General features: G+C 45.0%; 16 protein-coding genes. 10 read left to right on the top strand and 6 right to left on the bottom strand.

What is annotated here, in order from left to right; translation table 11 throughout:
• Window positions 1–226: 226 nt before the first annotated feature.
• Both aspA and H2R00_RS16220 read right to left on the bottom strand, forming a co-directional pair.
• Entirely contained in the window at window positions 227–1,654 is a 1,428-nt protein-coding gene (gene aspA / locus H2R00_RS16225) for an aspartate ammonia-lyase (RefSeq protein WP_043926861.1), read from the bottom strand.
• 22 nt (window positions 1,655–1,676) lie between these two features.
• Window positions 1,677–2,666 carry an asparaginase gene (locus tag H2R00_RS16220; protein ID WP_154997233.1) on the bottom strand — a complete coding sequence of 330 codons (990 nt, stop codon included), beginning with the start codon at window positions 2,664–2,666 and terminating at the stop codon, window positions 1,677–1,679.
• Between the two features lie 215 nt (window positions 2,667–2,881).
• Between H2R00_RS16220 and H2R00_RS16215 the strand changes: the two genes are divergently transcribed.
• Window positions 2,882–3,229 carry a helix-turn-helix domain-containing protein gene (locus H2R00_RS16215; RefSeq protein WP_043926859.1) on the top strand — a complete coding sequence of 116 codons (348 nt, stop codon included), beginning with the start codon at window positions 2,882–2,884 and terminating at the stop codon, window positions 3,227–3,229.
• Window positions 3,230–3,315: 86 nt separating this feature from the next.
• Here the strand turns inward: H2R00_RS16215 and H2R00_RS16210 are convergent, their stop codons facing one another.
• The gene (locus H2R00_RS16210; RefSeq protein WP_182069816.1) at window positions 3,316–4,362 is read right to left on the bottom strand and encodes a lactonase family protein; all 1,047 of its coding nucleotides are present in this window, start codon (window positions 4,360–4,362) and stop codon (window positions 3,316–3,318) included.
• Window positions 4,363–4,567: 205 nt separating this feature from the next.
• Here H2R00_RS16210 and H2R00_RS16205 point away from each other — a divergent pair, with 205 nt between their 5' ends.
• The 7 genes from H2R00_RS16205 (at window position 4,568) to H2R00_RS16175 (ending at window position 10,524) form a co-directional block, all read left to right on the top strand.
• Window positions 4,568–5,257, top strand: coding sequence for a response regulator transcription factor (locus H2R00_RS16205; RefSeq protein ID WP_182069814.1), 690 nt, complete (start codon window positions 4,568–4,570; stop codon window positions 5,255–5,257).
• Window positions 5,254–6,234: a sensor histidine kinase gene (locus tag H2R00_RS16200; protein ID WP_154996129.1), complete on the top strand. Its 981-nt coding sequence runs from the start codon at window positions 5,254–5,256 to the stop codon at window positions 6,232–6,234. The genes H2R00_RS16205 and H2R00_RS16200 overlap by 4 nt, the downstream gene beginning before the upstream one ends.
• A gap of 450 nt (window positions 6,235–6,684) precedes the next feature.
• A complete protein-coding gene (locus H2R00_RS16195) occupies window positions 6,685–7,458 on the top strand; it encodes an ABC transporter ATP-binding protein (protein ID WP_182069812.1) in 774 nt (257 codons plus the stop codon).
• Window positions 7,433–9,310 carry an FtsX-like permease family protein gene (locus H2R00_RS16190; RefSeq protein ID WP_182069810.1) on the top strand — a complete coding sequence of 626 codons (1,878 nt, stop codon included), beginning with the start codon at window positions 7,433–7,435 and terminating at the stop codon, window positions 9,308–9,310. Before H2R00_RS16195 ends, H2R00_RS16190 begins: the two co-directional genes overlap by 26 nt.
• Before the next feature lie 6 nt (window positions 9,311–9,316).
• A complete protein-coding gene (locus H2R00_RS16185; protein WP_154996135.1) occupies window positions 9,317–9,667 on the top strand; it encodes a YxeA family protein in 351 nt (116 codons plus the stop codon).
• 114 nt (window positions 9,668–9,781) lie between these two features.
• Window positions 9,782–9,961, top strand: a complete 180-nt coding sequence (locus H2R00_RS16180; protein WP_182069808.1) for a hypothetical protein — start codon at window positions 9,782–9,784, stop codon at window positions 9,959–9,961.
• A 311-nt stretch (window positions 9,962–10,272) separates the two neighbouring features.
• Window positions 10,273–10,524 (top strand): hypothetical protein, encoded by a 252-nt coding sequence (locus H2R00_RS16175; protein WP_154996138.1) that lies wholly within the window; start codon window positions 10,273–10,275, stop codon window positions 10,522–10,524.
• 32 nt (window positions 10,525–10,556) lie between these two features.
• On the opposite strand, the gene H2R00_RS16170 is transcribed toward H2R00_RS16175, so the two are convergent.
• Complete coding sequence (locus H2R00_RS16170; RefSeq protein WP_412095064.1) at window positions 10,557–11,408, bottom strand: polysaccharide deacetylase family protein; 852 nt, start codon at window positions 11,406–11,408, stop codon at window positions 10,557–10,559.
• A 70-nt stretch (window positions 11,409–11,478) separates the two neighbouring features.
• Window positions 11,479–12,879 carry a MocR-like pyridoxine biosynthesis transcription factor PdxR gene (gene pdxR / locus H2R00_RS16165; RefSeq protein ID WP_342355832.1) on the bottom strand — a complete coding sequence of 467 codons (1,401 nt, stop codon included), beginning with the start codon at window positions 12,877–12,879 and terminating at the stop codon, window positions 11,479–11,481.
• A gap of 92 nt (window positions 12,880–12,971) precedes the next feature.
• Here pdxR and H2R00_RS16160 point away from each other — a divergent pair, with 92 nt between their 5' ends.
• Window positions 12,972–13,523, top strand: a complete 552-nt coding sequence (locus H2R00_RS16160; RefSeq protein ID WP_182069806.1) for a pyridoxamine 5'-phosphate oxidase family protein — start codon at window positions 12,972–12,974, stop codon at window positions 13,521–13,523.
• Window positions 13,524–13,541: 18 nt separating this feature from the next.
• On the opposite strand, the gene H2R00_RS16155 is transcribed toward H2R00_RS16160, so the two are convergent.
• The gene (locus H2R00_RS16155) at window positions 13,542–15,800 is read right to left on the bottom strand and encodes a glycosyltransferase (RefSeq protein ID WP_182069804.1); all 2,259 of its coding nucleotides are present in this window, start codon (window positions 15,798–15,800) and stop codon (window positions 13,542–13,544) included.
• Between the two features lie 604 nt (window positions 15,801–16,404).
• On the opposite strand from H2R00_RS16155, the gene cimH reads away from it, so the two are divergent.
• Entirely contained in the window at window positions 16,405–17,757 is a 1,353-nt protein-coding gene (cimH, locus tag H2R00_RS16150; protein WP_182069802.1) for a citrate/malate transporter CimH, read from the top strand.
• Window positions 17,758–17,803 lie beyond the last annotated feature (46 nt).

Raw genomic sequence — 17,803 nt, 5'->3', positions numbered from 1 at the left:
TATTGAAACGCTTTCAAAATAAACTACATAAAAATAGCAATCTGCTTCAATTTTTTCTTAAAAATTTAACTAACAACGAACAGTATACCATGAAAAAGGCTGACACGGTACCACTTCACCGCTGTCTTCCTTTCACATCATAAAGTTATTGAAGGAAAGCGAAAACACTCTGTGTTTCTATCCCGGTAAAATGCTTCAGAGTGTTTTCGCATACTGTTTTTCCAGCTTAATCCCGATTTAAAAGTTCAGCCCCGGCAATCCCCGGTTTTGTCATTTCATAAGGATTCAAAATCAGATCAAGCTCTTCTTCTGTCAACACATCGTTTTGAAGACAGAGGTCACGGACGGATTGCCCTGTTAAAATGGCTTCTCTCGCAATTCTTGCAGCTGCTTCGTAGCCAAGATGCGGGTTGACCGCAGTAATGACGCCGGCGCTTTTTTCCACGTACGCTTTTAAGCGTTTTTCATTCGCTTCAATACCTTCTACACAATGATCGGTAAACGAACGGAATCCGTTGTTCATGATGCTGATGGATTGCAGGAGATTAAAGACAAGCACAGGCTCCATCACGTTCAGTTCGAGCTGTCCGGCTTCAGAAGCAAGGCAGATCGTATGGTCGTTTCCGATGACTTGGAATGCGATTTGGTTGATCAGCTCGGCCATAACCGGATTGACTTTCCCCGGCATGATAGATGACCCCGGCTGTCTTGCCGGAAGAGAAATCTCGGCAAGTCCTGCGCGCGGACCTGATGCCATCAACCGAAGGTCGTTTGCGATTTTCGACATGTTCATCATGCACACTTTTAATGCAGCTGAAACTTCTGTATAAGCGTCCGTATTTTGCGTCGCATCCACCAGATGGTCAGCGCCGACAAGCGGAAGACCGCTGATTTCAGCCAAGTGCTTGACGACATTTTCGATATAGCGCGGATCCGCGTTCAATCCCGTTCCAACCGCGGTAGCGCCCATATTGACTTCATACAGATGCTGGCGCGATTGTTTAATCCGTTTGATGTCGCGTTCGATCACGCGGCTGTAGGCTTCAAATTCCTGCCCAAGACGGATCGGCACGGCGTCTTGAAGGTGGGTGCGGCCCATTTTAATGACGTGGTCAAAGTCGCGTGCTTTTTTCTTAAACGCATCAAGCATATATTCCATTGTATCCAGCAGCTTTTCCAGCAGCTTAAGCGTTGAAATATGAATCGCCGTCGGGAATACGTCGTTTGTCGATTGGGACATATTGACGTGCGTATTCGGACTCAGATGAATATATTCGCCTTTCTTGTGGCCGAGCAGTTCAAGTGCACGGTTTCCAATGACTTCATTCGCGTTCATATTCATTGAAGTGCCTGCACCGCCTTGAATCGGATCGACGATGAATTGATCATGCAGCTTTCCTTCAAGGATCTCATCAGCGGCTTGGACGATGGCATCTCCAAGGCCTTTATAAAGACGTTTTGTCTCCATGTTGGCAAGCGCCGCCGCTTTTTTCACCACTGCCAGCGCCTTGATCATTTCTTCGTGGATTTTATATCCTGTAATCGGAAAGTTCTCCGCTGCCCGCAATGTCTGAATACCGTAGTAGACATCGGCCGGAATCTTCTTTTCTCCGAGAAAATCCTTTTCCGTCCGGTATGTCATTTCAGCTTTCATTTTTTAACCCTGCTTTCTTTTTTTAAATGATGATATCGTCCGCAATTGGCGTTTCCATAATCTTTTTGACTTCTGCTTGTTGTCCGGTTTTCCCTAAAGCCCACATCAGCTTCGGAACGATCGCTTCAGTGTTCATATTTCTCGAGCGGATAATGGCATCCTGGTTTACCTTGCGGCCGACCTCGTAAATGCTCATATCCTCTCCTTCTTCAAGGCATTGCGTCGTAATCGCTACGACCATTCCGGAATCGATCAGCTCGTTCACTTTTTCTAAAATGTTTCTTTTCTCAAAAGGAATGCCGCCGCTTCCATAGCTCTCAATCACAATACCTTTATATGAACCTTTCAGGCAATCAAAAAACTCAGGCTTTAATCCGGGATGAAGCTTCACCAGACAAACATCGGTATTTAAGGAGGTATCGAGTTTCAAAGCGCCGGGCTTTACTTCGGGAACCCGTTTGTTATACTCGATTTCCTTGTCATGGATAAAAGCGATGTAAGGATAATTAATGCTTTCAAATGCATCGTAGCTTTTCGTTCTTAATTTGATCGCTCTCGTGCCTAAAATAACGCGGCCGTCAAAGACGACGTATACTCCGCCGATGCCGTCGCACGCAAAGCGGACCGCATCTTTAATATTTTTTTTCGCATCCGTTTTCTTAAATGTAATCGGAACTTGGGAACCCGTAATCGCAACAGGCTTATCAATATTCTGCAGCATGTATGAAAGCGCCGCCGAGGTGTAGGCCATCGTATCGGTTCCGTGCGTGATCACAAATCCGTCGTAGCGGCTGTAATTCTCATGCACAGCCTCTGCCATCATCACCCAGTGTTCAGGCTGCATGTTGGTGCTGTCTATATCCATTAAAGATTGGCAATCTATCGTATAATTTGAATGATCATCAGATAAATAGTTGAGAAGCTCTTCCGCTTTAACCCCCGGAGCCAGTCCGTTTTCGCCTTCTACTGAAGCGATGGTCCCGCCGGTGGTCAACAGCAGTAACTTTTTCATGTGCTACACCTCTTTAAGAAGTAGTTTGATACAGTATAAAGCATGATTGATTTTAGCAAAGAAGGCTTGATACATTAGGAATGTATACGCTTTATGCGTACCTTCAATGCAATTATAGTCCTCAAATGTGAAATAATCAAGAAACTTTATTCATTTCGCGTACACTTTTGCTGATAATGTGCTATAATCACTGTGTATCAAAAGGAGCGTAAGATATGAATTTAGATCGATTAACAACACTGAGAAAAAATAAAAAATGGTCATTGCAATATACTGCCGACCGCCTCGGTATTGCGAAAAGCACTTACGCGGGCTATGAATCGGGCTACCGCCGCCCTTCTTTAGAGGCGCTTATCGAAATCGCTGATTTATTCAATACCTCCACCGACTTTTTGCTCGGCAGAGTTGACGATCCCCGGGATGAAAAGGCTAAAAACGAAGCTATTGAACTGACGGATTGGGATAAGCTCAAGCTGGCAGTCGACGGGACGCTTCTTTCCGAAGAAGAAATCAAGCAGATGGTTGCGTTTATCAAAGTCAAAAAAGAGCTGGATGCGGGGTAAAATGACAGCGGTTAACCGCATGCTGCAAGTGTTATAAAAAAGAAAAAACTTGACTGGCTAAAAAGGCCAGTCAAGTTTTTTTGCTTTTATTGATGTAAAAATTTCACACAAACTGCTTCAGGAGTAGGAACTCCGGACTGCAAAAGCGTCAGCCGGCCCGTTGTCAGGTCTCTTTCAAACAATGTCAAAGTCCCTGTTTCCTGGTTGGAAGCGATTAAAAATTGCTCTGAAGGATCAATCTCAAAGTCGCGCGGCCACTCCCCTTCAGTTGATACGTGTTCAATCAGGGAAAGTTCGCCCGAATACTCGTTGATGCTGAAGACGGCGATGCTGTCGTGTCCGCGGTTTGAAGCGTATACAAATTTGCCGTCTTTTGTGATGTGGATGGCGCCGCCTTGGCTCGCGCCGTCAAAGCCTTCCGGCAATGCCGAAATGACTTGAATCTCCCTGAACTCACCCAAATCAGGGTTGTATTCCAACACGATGACTTCATTGCTCAGCTCCGTTAATACATACGCATACTTTTCCTGCGGATGGAACTCGATATGTCTCGGCCCTGATCCCGGTGCAGCAGCGTGTTTTTTCACTTCTTCAAGCCGGTTCTCTTTCAATTGATACGTGATGATATGATCCGTTCCGAGATCGACGGCTACTGCATATTTCTCATCAGGTGAGAATCCTGAATAATGAGTATGCGCTTTTTCCTGTCTCTCATGCGGTCCTGATCCCTCATGCTGCACTTTTGCTGAAGGCTCAAGCAGACCGCGGCTTTCATTTAAAGGGTATGCCATGATCGTCCCGCTGTGGTAATTGGCGGACAGAACATAACGGTTATTCTGATCGACGCTGACGTGGCAAGGTGACGGTCCTTCCCCGGTCTGCTGGTTGACGAAAGTCAGCTCTCCTGTGGAACCGTCAACACGGTATGCCGCAACCCCGCCCTTATCGCCGTCTTTGACCACTGCATAAAGCATTTCATTGTCTTTGGCGATATTCAAATATGTCGGACTGCCCAGCTTTGCTGCCGGCTTCGGCGTGCTTAACGCCTTTTTTTCCGTATCAAGCTCAAATGTATAAATCCCTTCGCTGTCTGCTTTGGTATATGTTCCGATATAACCTCTGTATTTTGCCATTTGATCCTCTCCTTTTTTGACAGTCGTCCATTCCTATTTTAACTCACAGAAACTGAATTATCATGATCTGGTGTGCAAAAACCTTAAGCGCTCACATGAAAAAAAACTTTTTATGATATTCTTAACATAAGAGACCTTCACTGCCGCTTTTATAATGGAATCGCTCATTTTCGGCAGTGGAGACGTGTTCATAGGAGTGTTCAAAATGACGAAAATCATGATTGTCGAGGACAGCGAAGACATTCGGAAGCTTTTACGCGATCATTTAGAAAAATACGGATACGAAACTGTTGTAGCGACTGATTTCACCTCTGTCCTTGAAATGTTTCTCCAAGAGAAGCCTGACCTGGTATTGCTTGACATCAATCTGCCGTCATACGACGGGTACTACTGGTGCCGGCAAATCCGTCAGCATTCGACTTGTCCGATCATTTTCATTTCGGCGAGAAGCGGAGAAATGGATCAGGTCATGGCGATCGAAAACGGCGGCGATGATTATATAGAGAAGCCTTTTTCCTATGAGGTGGTGCTCGCTAAAATTAAAGGCCAAATTCGCAGAGCATTTGGAGAATACGCCGTAAAACAAGGAGAAAAAGTGATTGAATTTGAAAGCGTCCAGCTGTTTGTCGAACGTTTTGAGCTGCGCTACCGGGATGAGAAGCTCGAGCTTTCAAAAAAGGAAAGCAAACTCTTGGAAGTGCTGCTTGAAAGAGGAGAAAAGGTGACAAGCAGAGACCGGTTAATGGAGAAGACATGGGAAACCGATACATTTGTAGATGAAAACACGTTAAATGTCTATATCACAAGGATTCGCAAAAAATTGCGAAGCATGGGCGTGCCCTTCTCAATTGAATCAGTGCGGGGCGAAGGGTATCAACTGAGGGCGAAATCATGAAGCTGTTTCTAAAAGAACATGCCGTCCTCATCCTTCTGTTTCTGTTTCAGGGCGGATTCGTGTTTTTTTACTATTGGTTTGCCGGCATGCAGACTTTCACCCACCTTTTTTACATTCTCGGCGTTCAGCTTCTGGCGCTGGCGCTTTATCTTTTCTACAAATGGTATGAAGAACACAGAGTCTACCAATGGCTCGGCTCAGAACAAAAAGATACAGACATTCCTTTTCTGGGGACGTCTGAATTTTGCTCAGAGCTCTATGAAAAACATATGGAGCTGAGCCGGCTCCACCACCGCAAAATACATGAGATGGAGTCCAAGCTGGAAGACAGGGTAACCTACATGAATCAATGGGTGCATCAGGTGAAAACACCGCTTTCCGTCATCAATCTGATCATCCAGGAAGAGGACGAACCCGTTTTTAAACAAATCAAAAAAGAAGTCCAGCAGATTGAATACGGACTGGAAACGCTCCTCTATTCATCAAGGCTTGACCTGTTTGAAAAGGATTTTAAAATTGAAGCCGTGTCACTTGGCGAGCTGCTTAATTCGCAGATTCAGCGCTATAAACGTTATTTTATACAGCACCGTGTCTATCCCAATAAACAGGTACTCGCTGAAGACGCCGTTATTTACTCCGATCGCAAATGGCTTAGATTTGCCGTTGGCCAGGTCATCACAAACGCTGTGAAGTATTCGTCAGGAAGAAGCGAACGCATTGATATGACGATATTCCGTAAAGGTGAAGGCATCGTCCTGGAAATCAAAGATTACGGAGTCGGAATTCCTTCACAAGATTTGAAACGGGTATTTGAGCCTTATTACACCGGGGAAAACGGACGGCGCTTTCAGGAATCGACGGGCATCGGCCTCTACCTTGTAAAAGAGATTGCAGAAAAGCTCAATCATGATGTGAGCATCGCTTCAGAAGAAGGGAAAGGAACGACTGTGCAATTTTCGTTCCTTACAAAAATGTAAGTCTTCTTTAATAAAACCGCATAGCTCATCCCCACCCTCCTTGATATGATTTGTTTACACAAAACGTGGAAAGGAGGATTTTTTATATACAATCCAAGTCTATGAAAAGAGTCGACACACTCGATGATATAAGAGATTCGCTTTATGCGGAATCATTTTTATGATCGACTTCAGGGCAGGCGGCCCTCAGCCATCTGATCGCCCAAAACAAACTTTACTAGCGCTTCTACATTACCTTTTCCTTTTTGTTCGTCGTGGACTTTTACTAGTTTTTATCGCGCGCTGAACAAAAAACGAGGCTGCCATTCTTTGCACCTGCCACTGGCCATTTAAGCTTTCATAAGCGCGTTTCGGCTTCAGGATGGGGCCCGCTGGAGTGGATATGGAGAATTGCGACATATCGGAAGCGAGCACCGCTTGTAAAGGAAAGCATCGCAAAAGGAGGATATCATGACAGACATGCTGATCGTTAAAAACATCAATAAAACATATAAAGGACAAGTCTCTCATCAGGCTTTAAAAGATATTTCATTCAATGTAGAGGACAGTGAGTTCACGGCGATTATGGGGCCGTCCGGATCAGGAAAAACGACGCTTCTCAATATCATTTCAACGATTGACCGCCCCGATTCCGGCGACATTTTGATTCGCGGAGAAGATCCGCATCATCTGAAGAGGGCAAAACTTGCCCACTTTCGCCGCAGGCAGCTCGGATTCGTATTCCAGGATTTTAATTTGCTGGATACGCTAACGATCGGCGAAAATATCATGCTGCCGTTAACGCTTGAAAATAAACCGCTTTCCGTTATGGAAGATAAACTTCAGGCGATTGCTGAAAAACTCGGCATCGAACAACTCCTGAATAAACGGACGTTTGAAGTATCCGGCGGACAAAAGCAGCGCGCAGCCATCGCAAGAGCTGTCATTCATCAGCCCGCTCTCATCCTCGCCGACGAACCGACGGGGAACCTCGATTCCAAGGCGTCAAAAGACGTGATGGAAACGATGCAGCATCTTAATGGAAACGACAATGCCACGATATTGATGGTCACGCATGACCCAGTTGCCGCAAGCTATTGCAGTCGCGTCATTTTTATTAAAGACGGAACATTATTCAACGAAATTTACCGCGGCGCCAACCGCCAAGTATTTTATGAAGAGATTCTGACTGTGCTGTCCATGCTGGGAGGAAACGCCAATGACCTTTCTTCAGTTCGCTTATAAAAACGTCGTCCGGAATAAAAGAGCCTATCTCGCCTTCTTTTTAAGCAGCTCGTTTTCAGTGATGATTTTTTTCACATTTGCGATGTTTTTGTTCCACCCTGCTTTAGAGAAAGGCTACTTAAACAACATTGCAAAACGGGGGTTATCGGTGGCTGAATGGATGATTTTCGCTTTTTCTATTCTGTTTGTGCTTTATTCCGTCAACGCCTTTCTCAAGTCGAGAAGCAAGGAATTCGGGATACTCACCATTCAAGGAATCACTCCCGTTCAATTAAGAAAACTGATTACCGCAGAAAACATCATCATCGGCATGCTTTCGATCGTTACAGGCATCATCGGCGGTCTGGTTTTTGCAAAAACATTCTTTACGATCGGCGCTTATATTCTGGAAATGGACGCTTTGCCATTGTATCTGCCTTGGAAAGCGATGACTCTTACATCCGCCTGCTTTCTCGCGCTGTTTATTCTGCTGTCGCAATTTACGGTCTTGTTTATTAAATCAAAAACGGTTACCAAGCTGATCAAAGGTACCGGGAAAATAAAACCTGAGCCAAAACCATCAGTTATCTTTTCGGTCATCGGCATCGGCTGCCTCGGCTCCGGATACTGGCTTGTATTGTTCGCCGAGATCCATTTTCCCCAAGCCGTCACGATCTTAATTTTGACAATCATCGGGACTTATTTCTTCTTCAGCCAAAGCAGCATTTGGCTGCTGCGGCTGTTAAAAAAGCGGAGGTCATTTTATTTGCGCGGAAAAAACGTGCTTTGGGTATCCGATCTTGTCTATCGGCTGAAAGATAATGCCCGCCTGTTCTTTCTTGTTTGCATCATTTCAGCGGTTGCCTTTACCGCCACGGGCACATTGGTGATTTCAAAGGCTTCTATCGGAAAATTGGATTCCCGATATGAGATAGAGTACTTATTATACAACGGGAACCAAAAGGAACAACCACACGTTAAGCTGATCGAACAAAAGTTGAAGGACGGACATTTTTCGTATGCAAAGGAAGTGACAAAAGGAATTTATATGAGCTATAGCCAGGGAGATCTCCTTCCTCCGGTGCTCCTGATCTCTGAAGGCGAATTCCAAAAGCACTTCAAGTTAGATTCTGGTGAACTGAAAGACGGCGAGGCGCTGTATTATCCGAACGCCTTTGAAGCAAAAGAAAAGCGGGAAATTCCCGAGACCTTGAACATGTTGAACAAAGATTTGAAGCCGGCAAATGAACGGCTAAAAGTAAAAGGTATTAAAAAACCGCTCATTTCGTTAGACAGCATCGTTGTCGTAAACGGCAAAACCTTTGAAAAGCTGAAAAAACAAGGCGAATCCGTCACATTGTACGGCTATAAGTACAACCGCTGGAAAGAGAGCCTTGATATGAGCCAATCATTGGAAAAAGATCTTAGAGAAAAAGCGCACAATATCCAATTTCAATTTGACGCAAAGGCCATTAATTATTTTGAAACTGTTCAGCTTCCAAGCTTGAGTCTGTTTATCGGACTTTTTATTGCGGTTCTCTTTTTTACGGCATCCGGGAGTTTTCTCTACTTCCGCCTGTTTACCGATCTTGAAGAAGATCAGCAGCGCTACCGGTCGCTCTCAAAAATCGGCCTGAGCGAACAGGAAATGACGCAGAGCATAACGATTCAATTGGCCATCCTGTTCTTCTTTCCGTTCGTTCTCGCCTCAGTTCATGCGTATTTTGCGATGAAGACGCTCGAGGCACAGAGTCTTGGTCATTTCGCAGCTCCGGTGTTAATGACGATAGGCGGATTTCTGATCTTCCAACTATTATTCTTTATGATGATTCGAAAAAGCTATTTGAAAAAATTAAAAGGATGTTTAAGGTGATAAAATATGAAAAAAACAATTTCCCTCATTACAGCCGCTTTGGCTGTATGTATCGGCGCATTTCTGTTGATTCATAATGAGGTGACAGACAGGTTCAATCCACTTGTGAAGAAAGAAAGCGTGTATGTCCAGATCAACAAAGACGGTAAGCACCTGAGTCCGGGCCGCTATGAGTACACGCTGGAAGGATATAATGACACCGGTAAGGAAAAAGAAATTACATTCTCCGCCAGCGATTCCCTTCGAAAAAACGCCTATCTAAAGGTACACGCGAAGGGAAAATATGTTGAGACATGGGAAGAAGTACAGCCCGGCGACATGCCGAGTGCAGTTCGGACCAAATTGATCAAGCACTAAAAAACGGCGCCTAAGCCGTTTTTCTATGAATCACTATATTTTTACAAAATTCCGAAACTTCTTGGCCCGTTGTTCGTATAAAAACAGAAGTCATATTGGTTAGGAGGTTTTCATATGATTGTTGGAATGATTGGTTTTATACTGGTGGTTTTCCTTCTCTACGCCTCTATGTTGCCGTCCGACGAAAAAAACAGCGGCAGTAGCTCTTCAACTTTTTTTATTGGAGGTCCTGACTCATCCGGAGACAGCGGGGGTGATTGCGGTGGCGGCGGCGATGGCGGCGGTGGCTGTTAAGACCTGCGGGCTGCCTTTACCTATCTTCTGCTCCTACTCGGATCCCTAGGCTGTATGCAGTTCTTGCTGCAGTCAGCCGGGTATATTCATCTCCCTTCATCATTCATTCACCATTAACTCCAAATACGTCATCATCAATTCAGTTGTTTAACCAGACTTCCGATTGGGAATGATGTAAAGACAGCAGATTCCCGCTCTTCAAACGATTTAAAAGTCACAATAAATCGATTCTGATACAAAATATATAAAACTTTGCACCTACTTGTTCGATATTAAAAGAAGACATTCATGATAAGGAGGGTTTTTTCCAGATGATTTTTTTACTGGTTTTATTGGCTCTGTTTATTTTGTATTCATTCTTTTTTGACAAGAGCAACAAAAGATCTTATAAAAAAGCGGCACCGAAAAGCAGAATATTGATCCGCCAGGCAGCTGCGCCGACTGGATTTTTGAGGGTAATCGAAACCGCACCCGGGCAGACGGCAAACCGCCGAACCTCTGAAGGTATGCGCCCGAATCTGCGGCTTGTCATGAGCCCGACGCACCAAAACGAAAAAAAATAAGGAAAGCGGCATCATAATAAATGCCGTCTTTCCTATTGTCTGCTGTGTTCCACCATTCTTCCAAAGGCGTCCGGCGACATACCCGGCGAGATGCGGACCCTGTGCAGCGCATACATCCCCTGATCCCTTGCAGCCGCCCCCGGTTCTGTCGTCACCGCCATTTGATACCCCGCCTTCTCAGCCTGTTTGAGCGTTTCGGCATTATAGTGTCCAACTGGATAACTCAGCATAATTGTGTTTTGCTTGAGCATGCCGTCAAACAATGTTTTGGAACGAGTCATTTCGCTCAGCTGTTGCTCTGGAGCAAGTCCGTTCAGTTCGACATGATTGATCGTATGGCTTTCGATGGCAATACCGTGCTCGGCCATTTCTTTCATTTGGCGTTCTGTTAAATGATTTTTTCTGCCGACCGATTTGCCGATCATAAAAATTGTCGCCTTCATCTCATAATCTTTCAAAATCGGGTACGCTTTTTCAAAGTTATCTGTATAACCGTCATCAAACGTAATCAGCACGCATTTTTCACTCGGCATTTTATCTTGTGTTAAGACAATATAGGCTTCTTCGGGTGTCAACGTGTAATAGCCGTTATCCTTGAGCCATTTCATATGTCCGCGGAACTCCGCCTCCGGTACGCGCAGGCTGTTTCCTGAGGAAATGCTGTGATACATGAGAATCGGAATGCGGGCCGGACCGTTTACTTTGATCCAATCTGCTGTATCAATGGACGCTGTGTTTTGCTGAGATTCCTTTTTTGATCGCTCCGGCGCTTGCTGCGCCGCTTTTGGTTTTGCTGTCTCTTCCCCTTTGGCTTCATGGCTTGAGCACCCGTACATTGCTCCTGTCAACATCAATAAAATGAGAATCAGTTTTGTATTTTTCACTCTTTTTTCCTGCTTTCAGCTAAACTTATTTGCCTTTTTAATATCGGACGGCCTCAGCATGTTTTAACATTCATGCAAACCATGCCTGATAGAGTCTCTTGACTCCCTCCTCGATGTCTTGTTCGGAAAGCCCCCCAAAACCAACCATCACGATGGAAGAAGGGCTTTCATGAGGATCGATCCAAAAGTCTGAAACGGGATAAACCTTCACATCGTGCTTTTCCGCCTTACTAATGAGGTCCTTTATATCCCGTCTGACTTCCATTAAAATGTGGAGTCCCGCTTTTTCTCCTATGATGTTGACCTCATGGCCGAAATGCTTTTCAATCGCTGAAATCAATGTTTGATGCTTCTCCTGGTACACTTTTTTCATTTTACGAATGTGTCTTTCAAAAAACCCTTCTTTCATAAACAAATACATCGCTCTTTGAATCATCGGTGAAGAAGATTGACTGTAGCGGCCGAACCTTTCGCAGAATTGCTCTGTCAGCCTCTCCGGCAGAACGATATAACTCAATCGGGCCGCCGGTAAAAAGCATTTGGAAAATGTCCCTAGATATATGACGTTTTCTTTTGTATCAAGCGCTTTTAAAGATGGAATAGGCTGACCCTGATAGCGAAATTCGCTGTCATAGTCGTCTTCAATGATATAAGCATCGTTTTGGTCAGCCCATTTCAGCAATTTCAATCTTTTTTGAATCGGCAGCACCATACCATACGGAAACTGGTGAGACGGCGTAATGTAAGCAAGCTTCGCCCGGCTCTCAGCCAGCTGTGACAAATCAATTCCATCCGCCTCAAGCCCGATTGGACGGATGGTGTATCCATGGTTCAAAAAAACGGAGTGGACACCGTCATACCCTGGATTTTCAGCCGCAACCACCCTCCCGTTGGAGGGGAGCAGCTGACAAAGCAGGCTGACTGCAGACTGCGTCCCTGAACACACCACGATTTGCTCAAGGGAACAGCGTACGCCTCTTGCTTGAAATAAGTATTTTGCCAACTCTGCCCGGAGACCTTTGTCACCTTGACGATCACCGTACAGAAACAATTCCGGGCTGTCACTGTTCATAGCATCTTGCAGACACTTCTTCCACGTTTTGAACGGAAAATGATCCAAATCAATATCTCCATACTGAAAATCATATCGCCGAGCGGGTTCTTCCTCTCGTTTTTGACGTTCAGGATATGTAAAATGGCCGCTCGGTACAAGCGGTTTTTCCAACGGAAGCACCTTAATTCCACTTCTCGGTTTACTCTCTGTATACCCTTCTGCAGTCAGCTGCTGATAGGCGCTCTCAACGGTATTTTTGCTGATATGTAAATGCCGGGATAAATAGCGGATGGACGGCAGAAGGGTTCCGGGAGAGATCCCGCCCTCTTCAATCTCTTTTTTTATATATTGATAGAGCTGGATATAAAGCGGCGTTCTGACTGTTTTGTTTAGGAAAGGCGTTAACTCTATCATCATCTGACCTCATCAAGTTTTCTACTATTGTCTCTTTTTAAAGGGACAATTACAACCTACAATCATCATAACAACTAAAAAGGAGCGTGACTGCTATGCATCATCAATCCATCCGCCAGCAGAAGCTGGCATGCACAGATTCAGAAAAAATCGGCCGATTTTTAAGCGAAGCACAAACCGGATACCTCGGCTTGGCCGCTCACGGGACACCATATGTCATCCCTTTGAACTTCGTTTGGAAAAACGGCTGCATATACTTTCACGGGGCATCGGAGGGGCGGAAAATGGACATGCTGCACGAGAATTCAAACGTATGCTTCACAGTAAGTGAACAATATGGAACAATGGTGCACCCGATTCCCGCTAAAACAGATACCGCTTATATGAGCGTCGTTCTTTTCGGTACAGCGTCAATGATCACAGACTTAGATGAAGCAACATCGGCCATGCAGTCTCTTCTCGACAAATACGTACCGGGATACTACAGTTCTCCGCTTCACAAAACACATGTCGAAAAATACAGATCGAGTTTAGGCAGCAAAACCGTTGTCTTTAAAGTTCAGCCTATAGAGATCACAGCTAAAGAAAACATGCTGAACCATAGCATGAAATTCGAATACGGGCGGACCGTACAGGAAGACCGTTGACAAAAAAAGACCCGCAGCTTATGCTACCGGGTCTCCTATTGATTGTGATGCATGTTCATCTATAAATTTCAATCCCGCTGTGTATCGCTTTCTCCGCTTCTTTATCCAGCAGACGAGCGCCAGCCGCTGATCCGGATCTTTCTCATTGATAGAAACCAGCACATATTCATTCATCTCAAGCGGGACACCGGATTCAATCTGGCAGCCTGACAAGCTGATGTCCTTAATCATGATCTCGTGAGCACCTTTCTCTGTATCATCTGGGAACAGCAGTGTTCCCAGACCTTGAAAGGCCTCGCGGACATATTTTCTCTTGAATGCATCCGGGGTTTTTTCAGTTTTCATTAAAAAGCGCATCACTGTTGACAACGTATCAGCCCGCTTCTCCCGGTCGGACTTTTTTGCATTTTCTTCATTAAACATAAAACCGATCAGCTTCACATACAGTTCCTTGTCCATCTCTTTGAAATGCAGCCCGATTTCAATGTCGTTCGCGTCTTTCGTCGTCCACATCACCCGAGCCGGCACTTTTCCGACCGCATCTATGATCAGACCGTCCACATGATAGTACATATCCGAATCAGCCGTATAAGGCAGTCTGATACGCGCGCCCGTGTCGCTCACATCTATCAGTTCACATTCGTGCTCATCTCCTGAAACGGTGGAAAAAGCCGCCGACTTGTTGACTGTGAACCGCTCAGAGCTTCGAAATCTCGGCCTGTCAAAGGCAACGAGCAGCGCAAGTATGAGGCCTGTCATGTTATAGAGAACCCAAAATAAGTTATACGATGTGACGTTCATATCAAAAGTATGAAGAAACAAAAATTCATAAAGGATTTTTCCGAGAGCAAACACTGTCATTGCGAGCAGAATCGCACATGGCAGCGCCGTCGTATATTTGAATTTTCTCCGATCTGTGTTAACACCCTTCGGCGTGACTTTAAAATCAAACCGCTTTTTGAAAATGAATTCTGACAAGGCCGATATCGCCATGTGCGGCGCCATCGATGTATCGTAAATATGGCTCCAGCTCATGCTGCGCTGCCGGTCCGAAACGGCTTTAAATGAAAGGTAAGAACCTAAAAACGCAGGCAGCCAAAACGAGGTGATCGACCACAGATCGGTCTTTAAGCTATGTATGCCAAATAGCAAAAACAAGAGCGGCGCCAGAATGTATACCATCTTAAAAACGCCGAAAAACCAAAAGAGAATACCGTCAAAATAAAGGATCCGCTGCATGGGCGTCAGACCTTTTAAGAAAAGCGGATTCCATTTCTTCCCGCATTGAATATTTCCTCTGCACCAGCGGTCGCGCTGTTTCAAAAGGTCCGTCCACGTTTCCGGCGAGAGACCGACCGCAAGGACTTCTTTGACGAAAACAGATTTAAATTTTGTTTGCAAAAGCATTCCGGTTGCCATATCCTCGGTAATCACACCGGTCGCAAAACCGCCGATTTCCTCCAAAGCGGTTCTTCTGAAAACCGTATTGCTGCCGACGTACATGACGGCATTAAAACGGTCTTTCCCGGCCTGGAGCCTGCGCATAAAAAAGTCCTGCTCATTCGGAATGTTCGCTCCTGAAAATAGGTTGTACTGATAAGGATCTTCATTATAGAAGGCCTGCGGCGTTTGAACAAAAGCCACTTTTTCCTTCTTAAAATAGCCGACAGTTTTCTGCAAAAATGAAGGAAGCGGGACCATATCGGCATCCATCGTCACAATCAGTTCCCCGTTCGAGCAGCTCATCGCATGATTTAAGTTCCCCGCTTTTGCATGCTCATTACTTGGCCTTGTAACGTAATAAACGCCAAGTTCCTCAGCCAGCTTTTTAATATCCGTCCGCCTTCCGTCATCACACAAATAAATGTTGACAAGCTCTTTTGGATAATCAAGGTTCAGACAGCCTGCCACTGACTTTTTCAGCACATGGCGCTCCTCGTTGTAAGTTGCAATAAGAATATCAACGCTCGGCCAATGGTCTTGATCACCAAGCATTTCCGGCTCCCGCTTCTTTTCCTTCCATACTAGCGTATAAAAGACCAACAGCTGTAAAAAGCCGATACATTCAGTTGCAATCAGGATGACACCCATTACGATGTCGGCGGGACGAGAGACGGGCATTGTAAAGCCGAACCGCCATACAATATACACACCGTTCGTCATAAGACACAATATGATTAAAAACTTCTTAAAACGCGGATTCATCCGAGATCCCAAATACCCGATGAGAATCAGGGCAATCATTGCTGCGGGATAGTAGTGTAAAATTAATTCCATTTTCTTCTCCTTATGTGCTGATAAAAAACTCTTTTCACAGAATTTCTCTAAAATATTCCTTTATTTCATTCTTTTGCACTCGAATATATTACCACCATTTGACCTAATTTTCCTTAAAAAATGATAAAAAATATATCTTTATGTCTACTAAACATAAAATATTATAAGACTATAGACACCTGTTTAAAAAATGCATAAGACTCACATCGATTCCCCTTCACATATATCCAGCATCAAGGTTGAATCTTTTGTCGCAGACGTCCTCTGTTTGTTCGGAGACAGGAGCTGAATGTATCAACGGTTCACACAAGAAAAAAGGTCTCTGCTCCTAAATGTTTGATTTATTTTTGACGGATTAACAGCTTTTTTGTGTCGATTTTCATTCCAATAAAAGGAGATTCGGGAATAACCGCATCAAAAACAGCCTGCACAAGGCCATTAAACAGTGTCCAGACACGTCTTTAGCCAAATCAAGTTGCCCTTGATCATCATGGGAAAACAGCTAGGTCTTCCTGCACGGTTGTCTGAATTTTGATTTTTTTAGTATACTTAATTTAGTTAAATAACTCAGCAAGGGGATAACATAAAGGATGGGGGAAAGAATATGGAAGCAAAAACAAAGGTACAACATATACCGATTCAAACAAAGCAAGAACTGGATGAAAATTTTTTTGCAAGAGCGATGAATGTTAAAATCGGCATCATTCCGCTGCCCGTATACTTGCTGCTCATGGCTTTGATTGTGACGTTTGTCTATATGCACGATCTGAAAAGCGACATTTTAACAGCCATTGCGGTTATGGGCTTTTTCGGATTCACCTTCGCCCAAATCGGAAAGTCGCTGCCGCTTCTTCGTTCTGTCGGCGGTGCCGCCATACTTGCGACGTTTATTCCTTCAGCTATCGTCTACTACCATCTCATTCCGGAAGACATTATCAAATCAACAACTGAATTTACAGAAAACTCAAACTTTCTTTATTTGTTTATCTCAGCCATTGTCGTCGGAAGCATTTTAGGGATGAAAAGAGAAACGCTGGTCAGAGCGTTCATTAAAATTTTTATTCCGCTAATTGCAGGGACAATTGCCGCAGCGGCAGTCGGTCTGGCGGTTGGTACAATGCTCGGCCTCGGATTTCAGCATACGCTGCTCTACATTGTGATTCCGATCATGGCCGGAGGGGTTGGCGAGGGAGCCATTCCGCTGTCCATCGGCTATTCGGAAATCATGCACATGTCACAAGGGGAAGCTTTTGCACTTGTCATTCCTTCCATTATGTTCGGAAGCTTAAGCGCTGTCATTTTGTCCGGGGTTTTAAACGTAATCGGAAAGAAAAAGCCTGACTGGACAGGCAACGGAAAAGTTGACCGTTTCGAAAGCGAGGACGCACTGCCGCTTGAAAGCCGCGACAAAGACAAAGAAAGCGTTTTTAATCTTTCCCACTTTGCCTCAGGAGGCATTCTTGCCGTCTCATTATATTTGGTCGGTATGCTTTCACATGACTTGTTCGGATTTCCAGCACCCGTCATGATGCTTCTGCTGGCTGTTGCCGTGAAACTGTTTCGTTTGGCTCCGTCGAATTTGGAAAACGGCGCCTACGGCGTGTCACGCTTCTTTTCAACTGCGGTGACATTTCCGCTGCTTTTTGCCATTGGCGTTTCCATGACACCGTGGGACAAGCTGATCGCAGCATTTAATATCGCCAATATTATTACGATCGTATCCGTCGTCGTCACGATGATAACCGTCGGCTTTTTTACAGGGAAGTGGCTGAACATGTATCCGATTGAAACCGCGATTATCAATGCCTGCCATTCCGGCCAGGGAGGCACCGGCGACATCGCCATTCTCAGCGCCGCAGAGCGCCTCGAGCTCATGCCGTTTGCCCAGGTGTCCACAAGAATCGGCGGGGCGATAACCGTTACACTGACCTTGCTGCTGTTAGCTCAGTTTTATTGATGAATGTAAAAGCCTGCAGAGCGAACTGCAGGCTTTCTGTTTAGTT

This window comes from Bacillus haynesii (genome assembly GCF_014042035.1).
Lineage (GTDB): Bacteria > Bacillota > Bacilli > Bacillales > Bacillaceae > Bacillus > Bacillus haynesii.
Note: the sequence above shows the minus strand (reverse complement) of the source record. Positions and strands in the feature narration are given on the sequence as shown.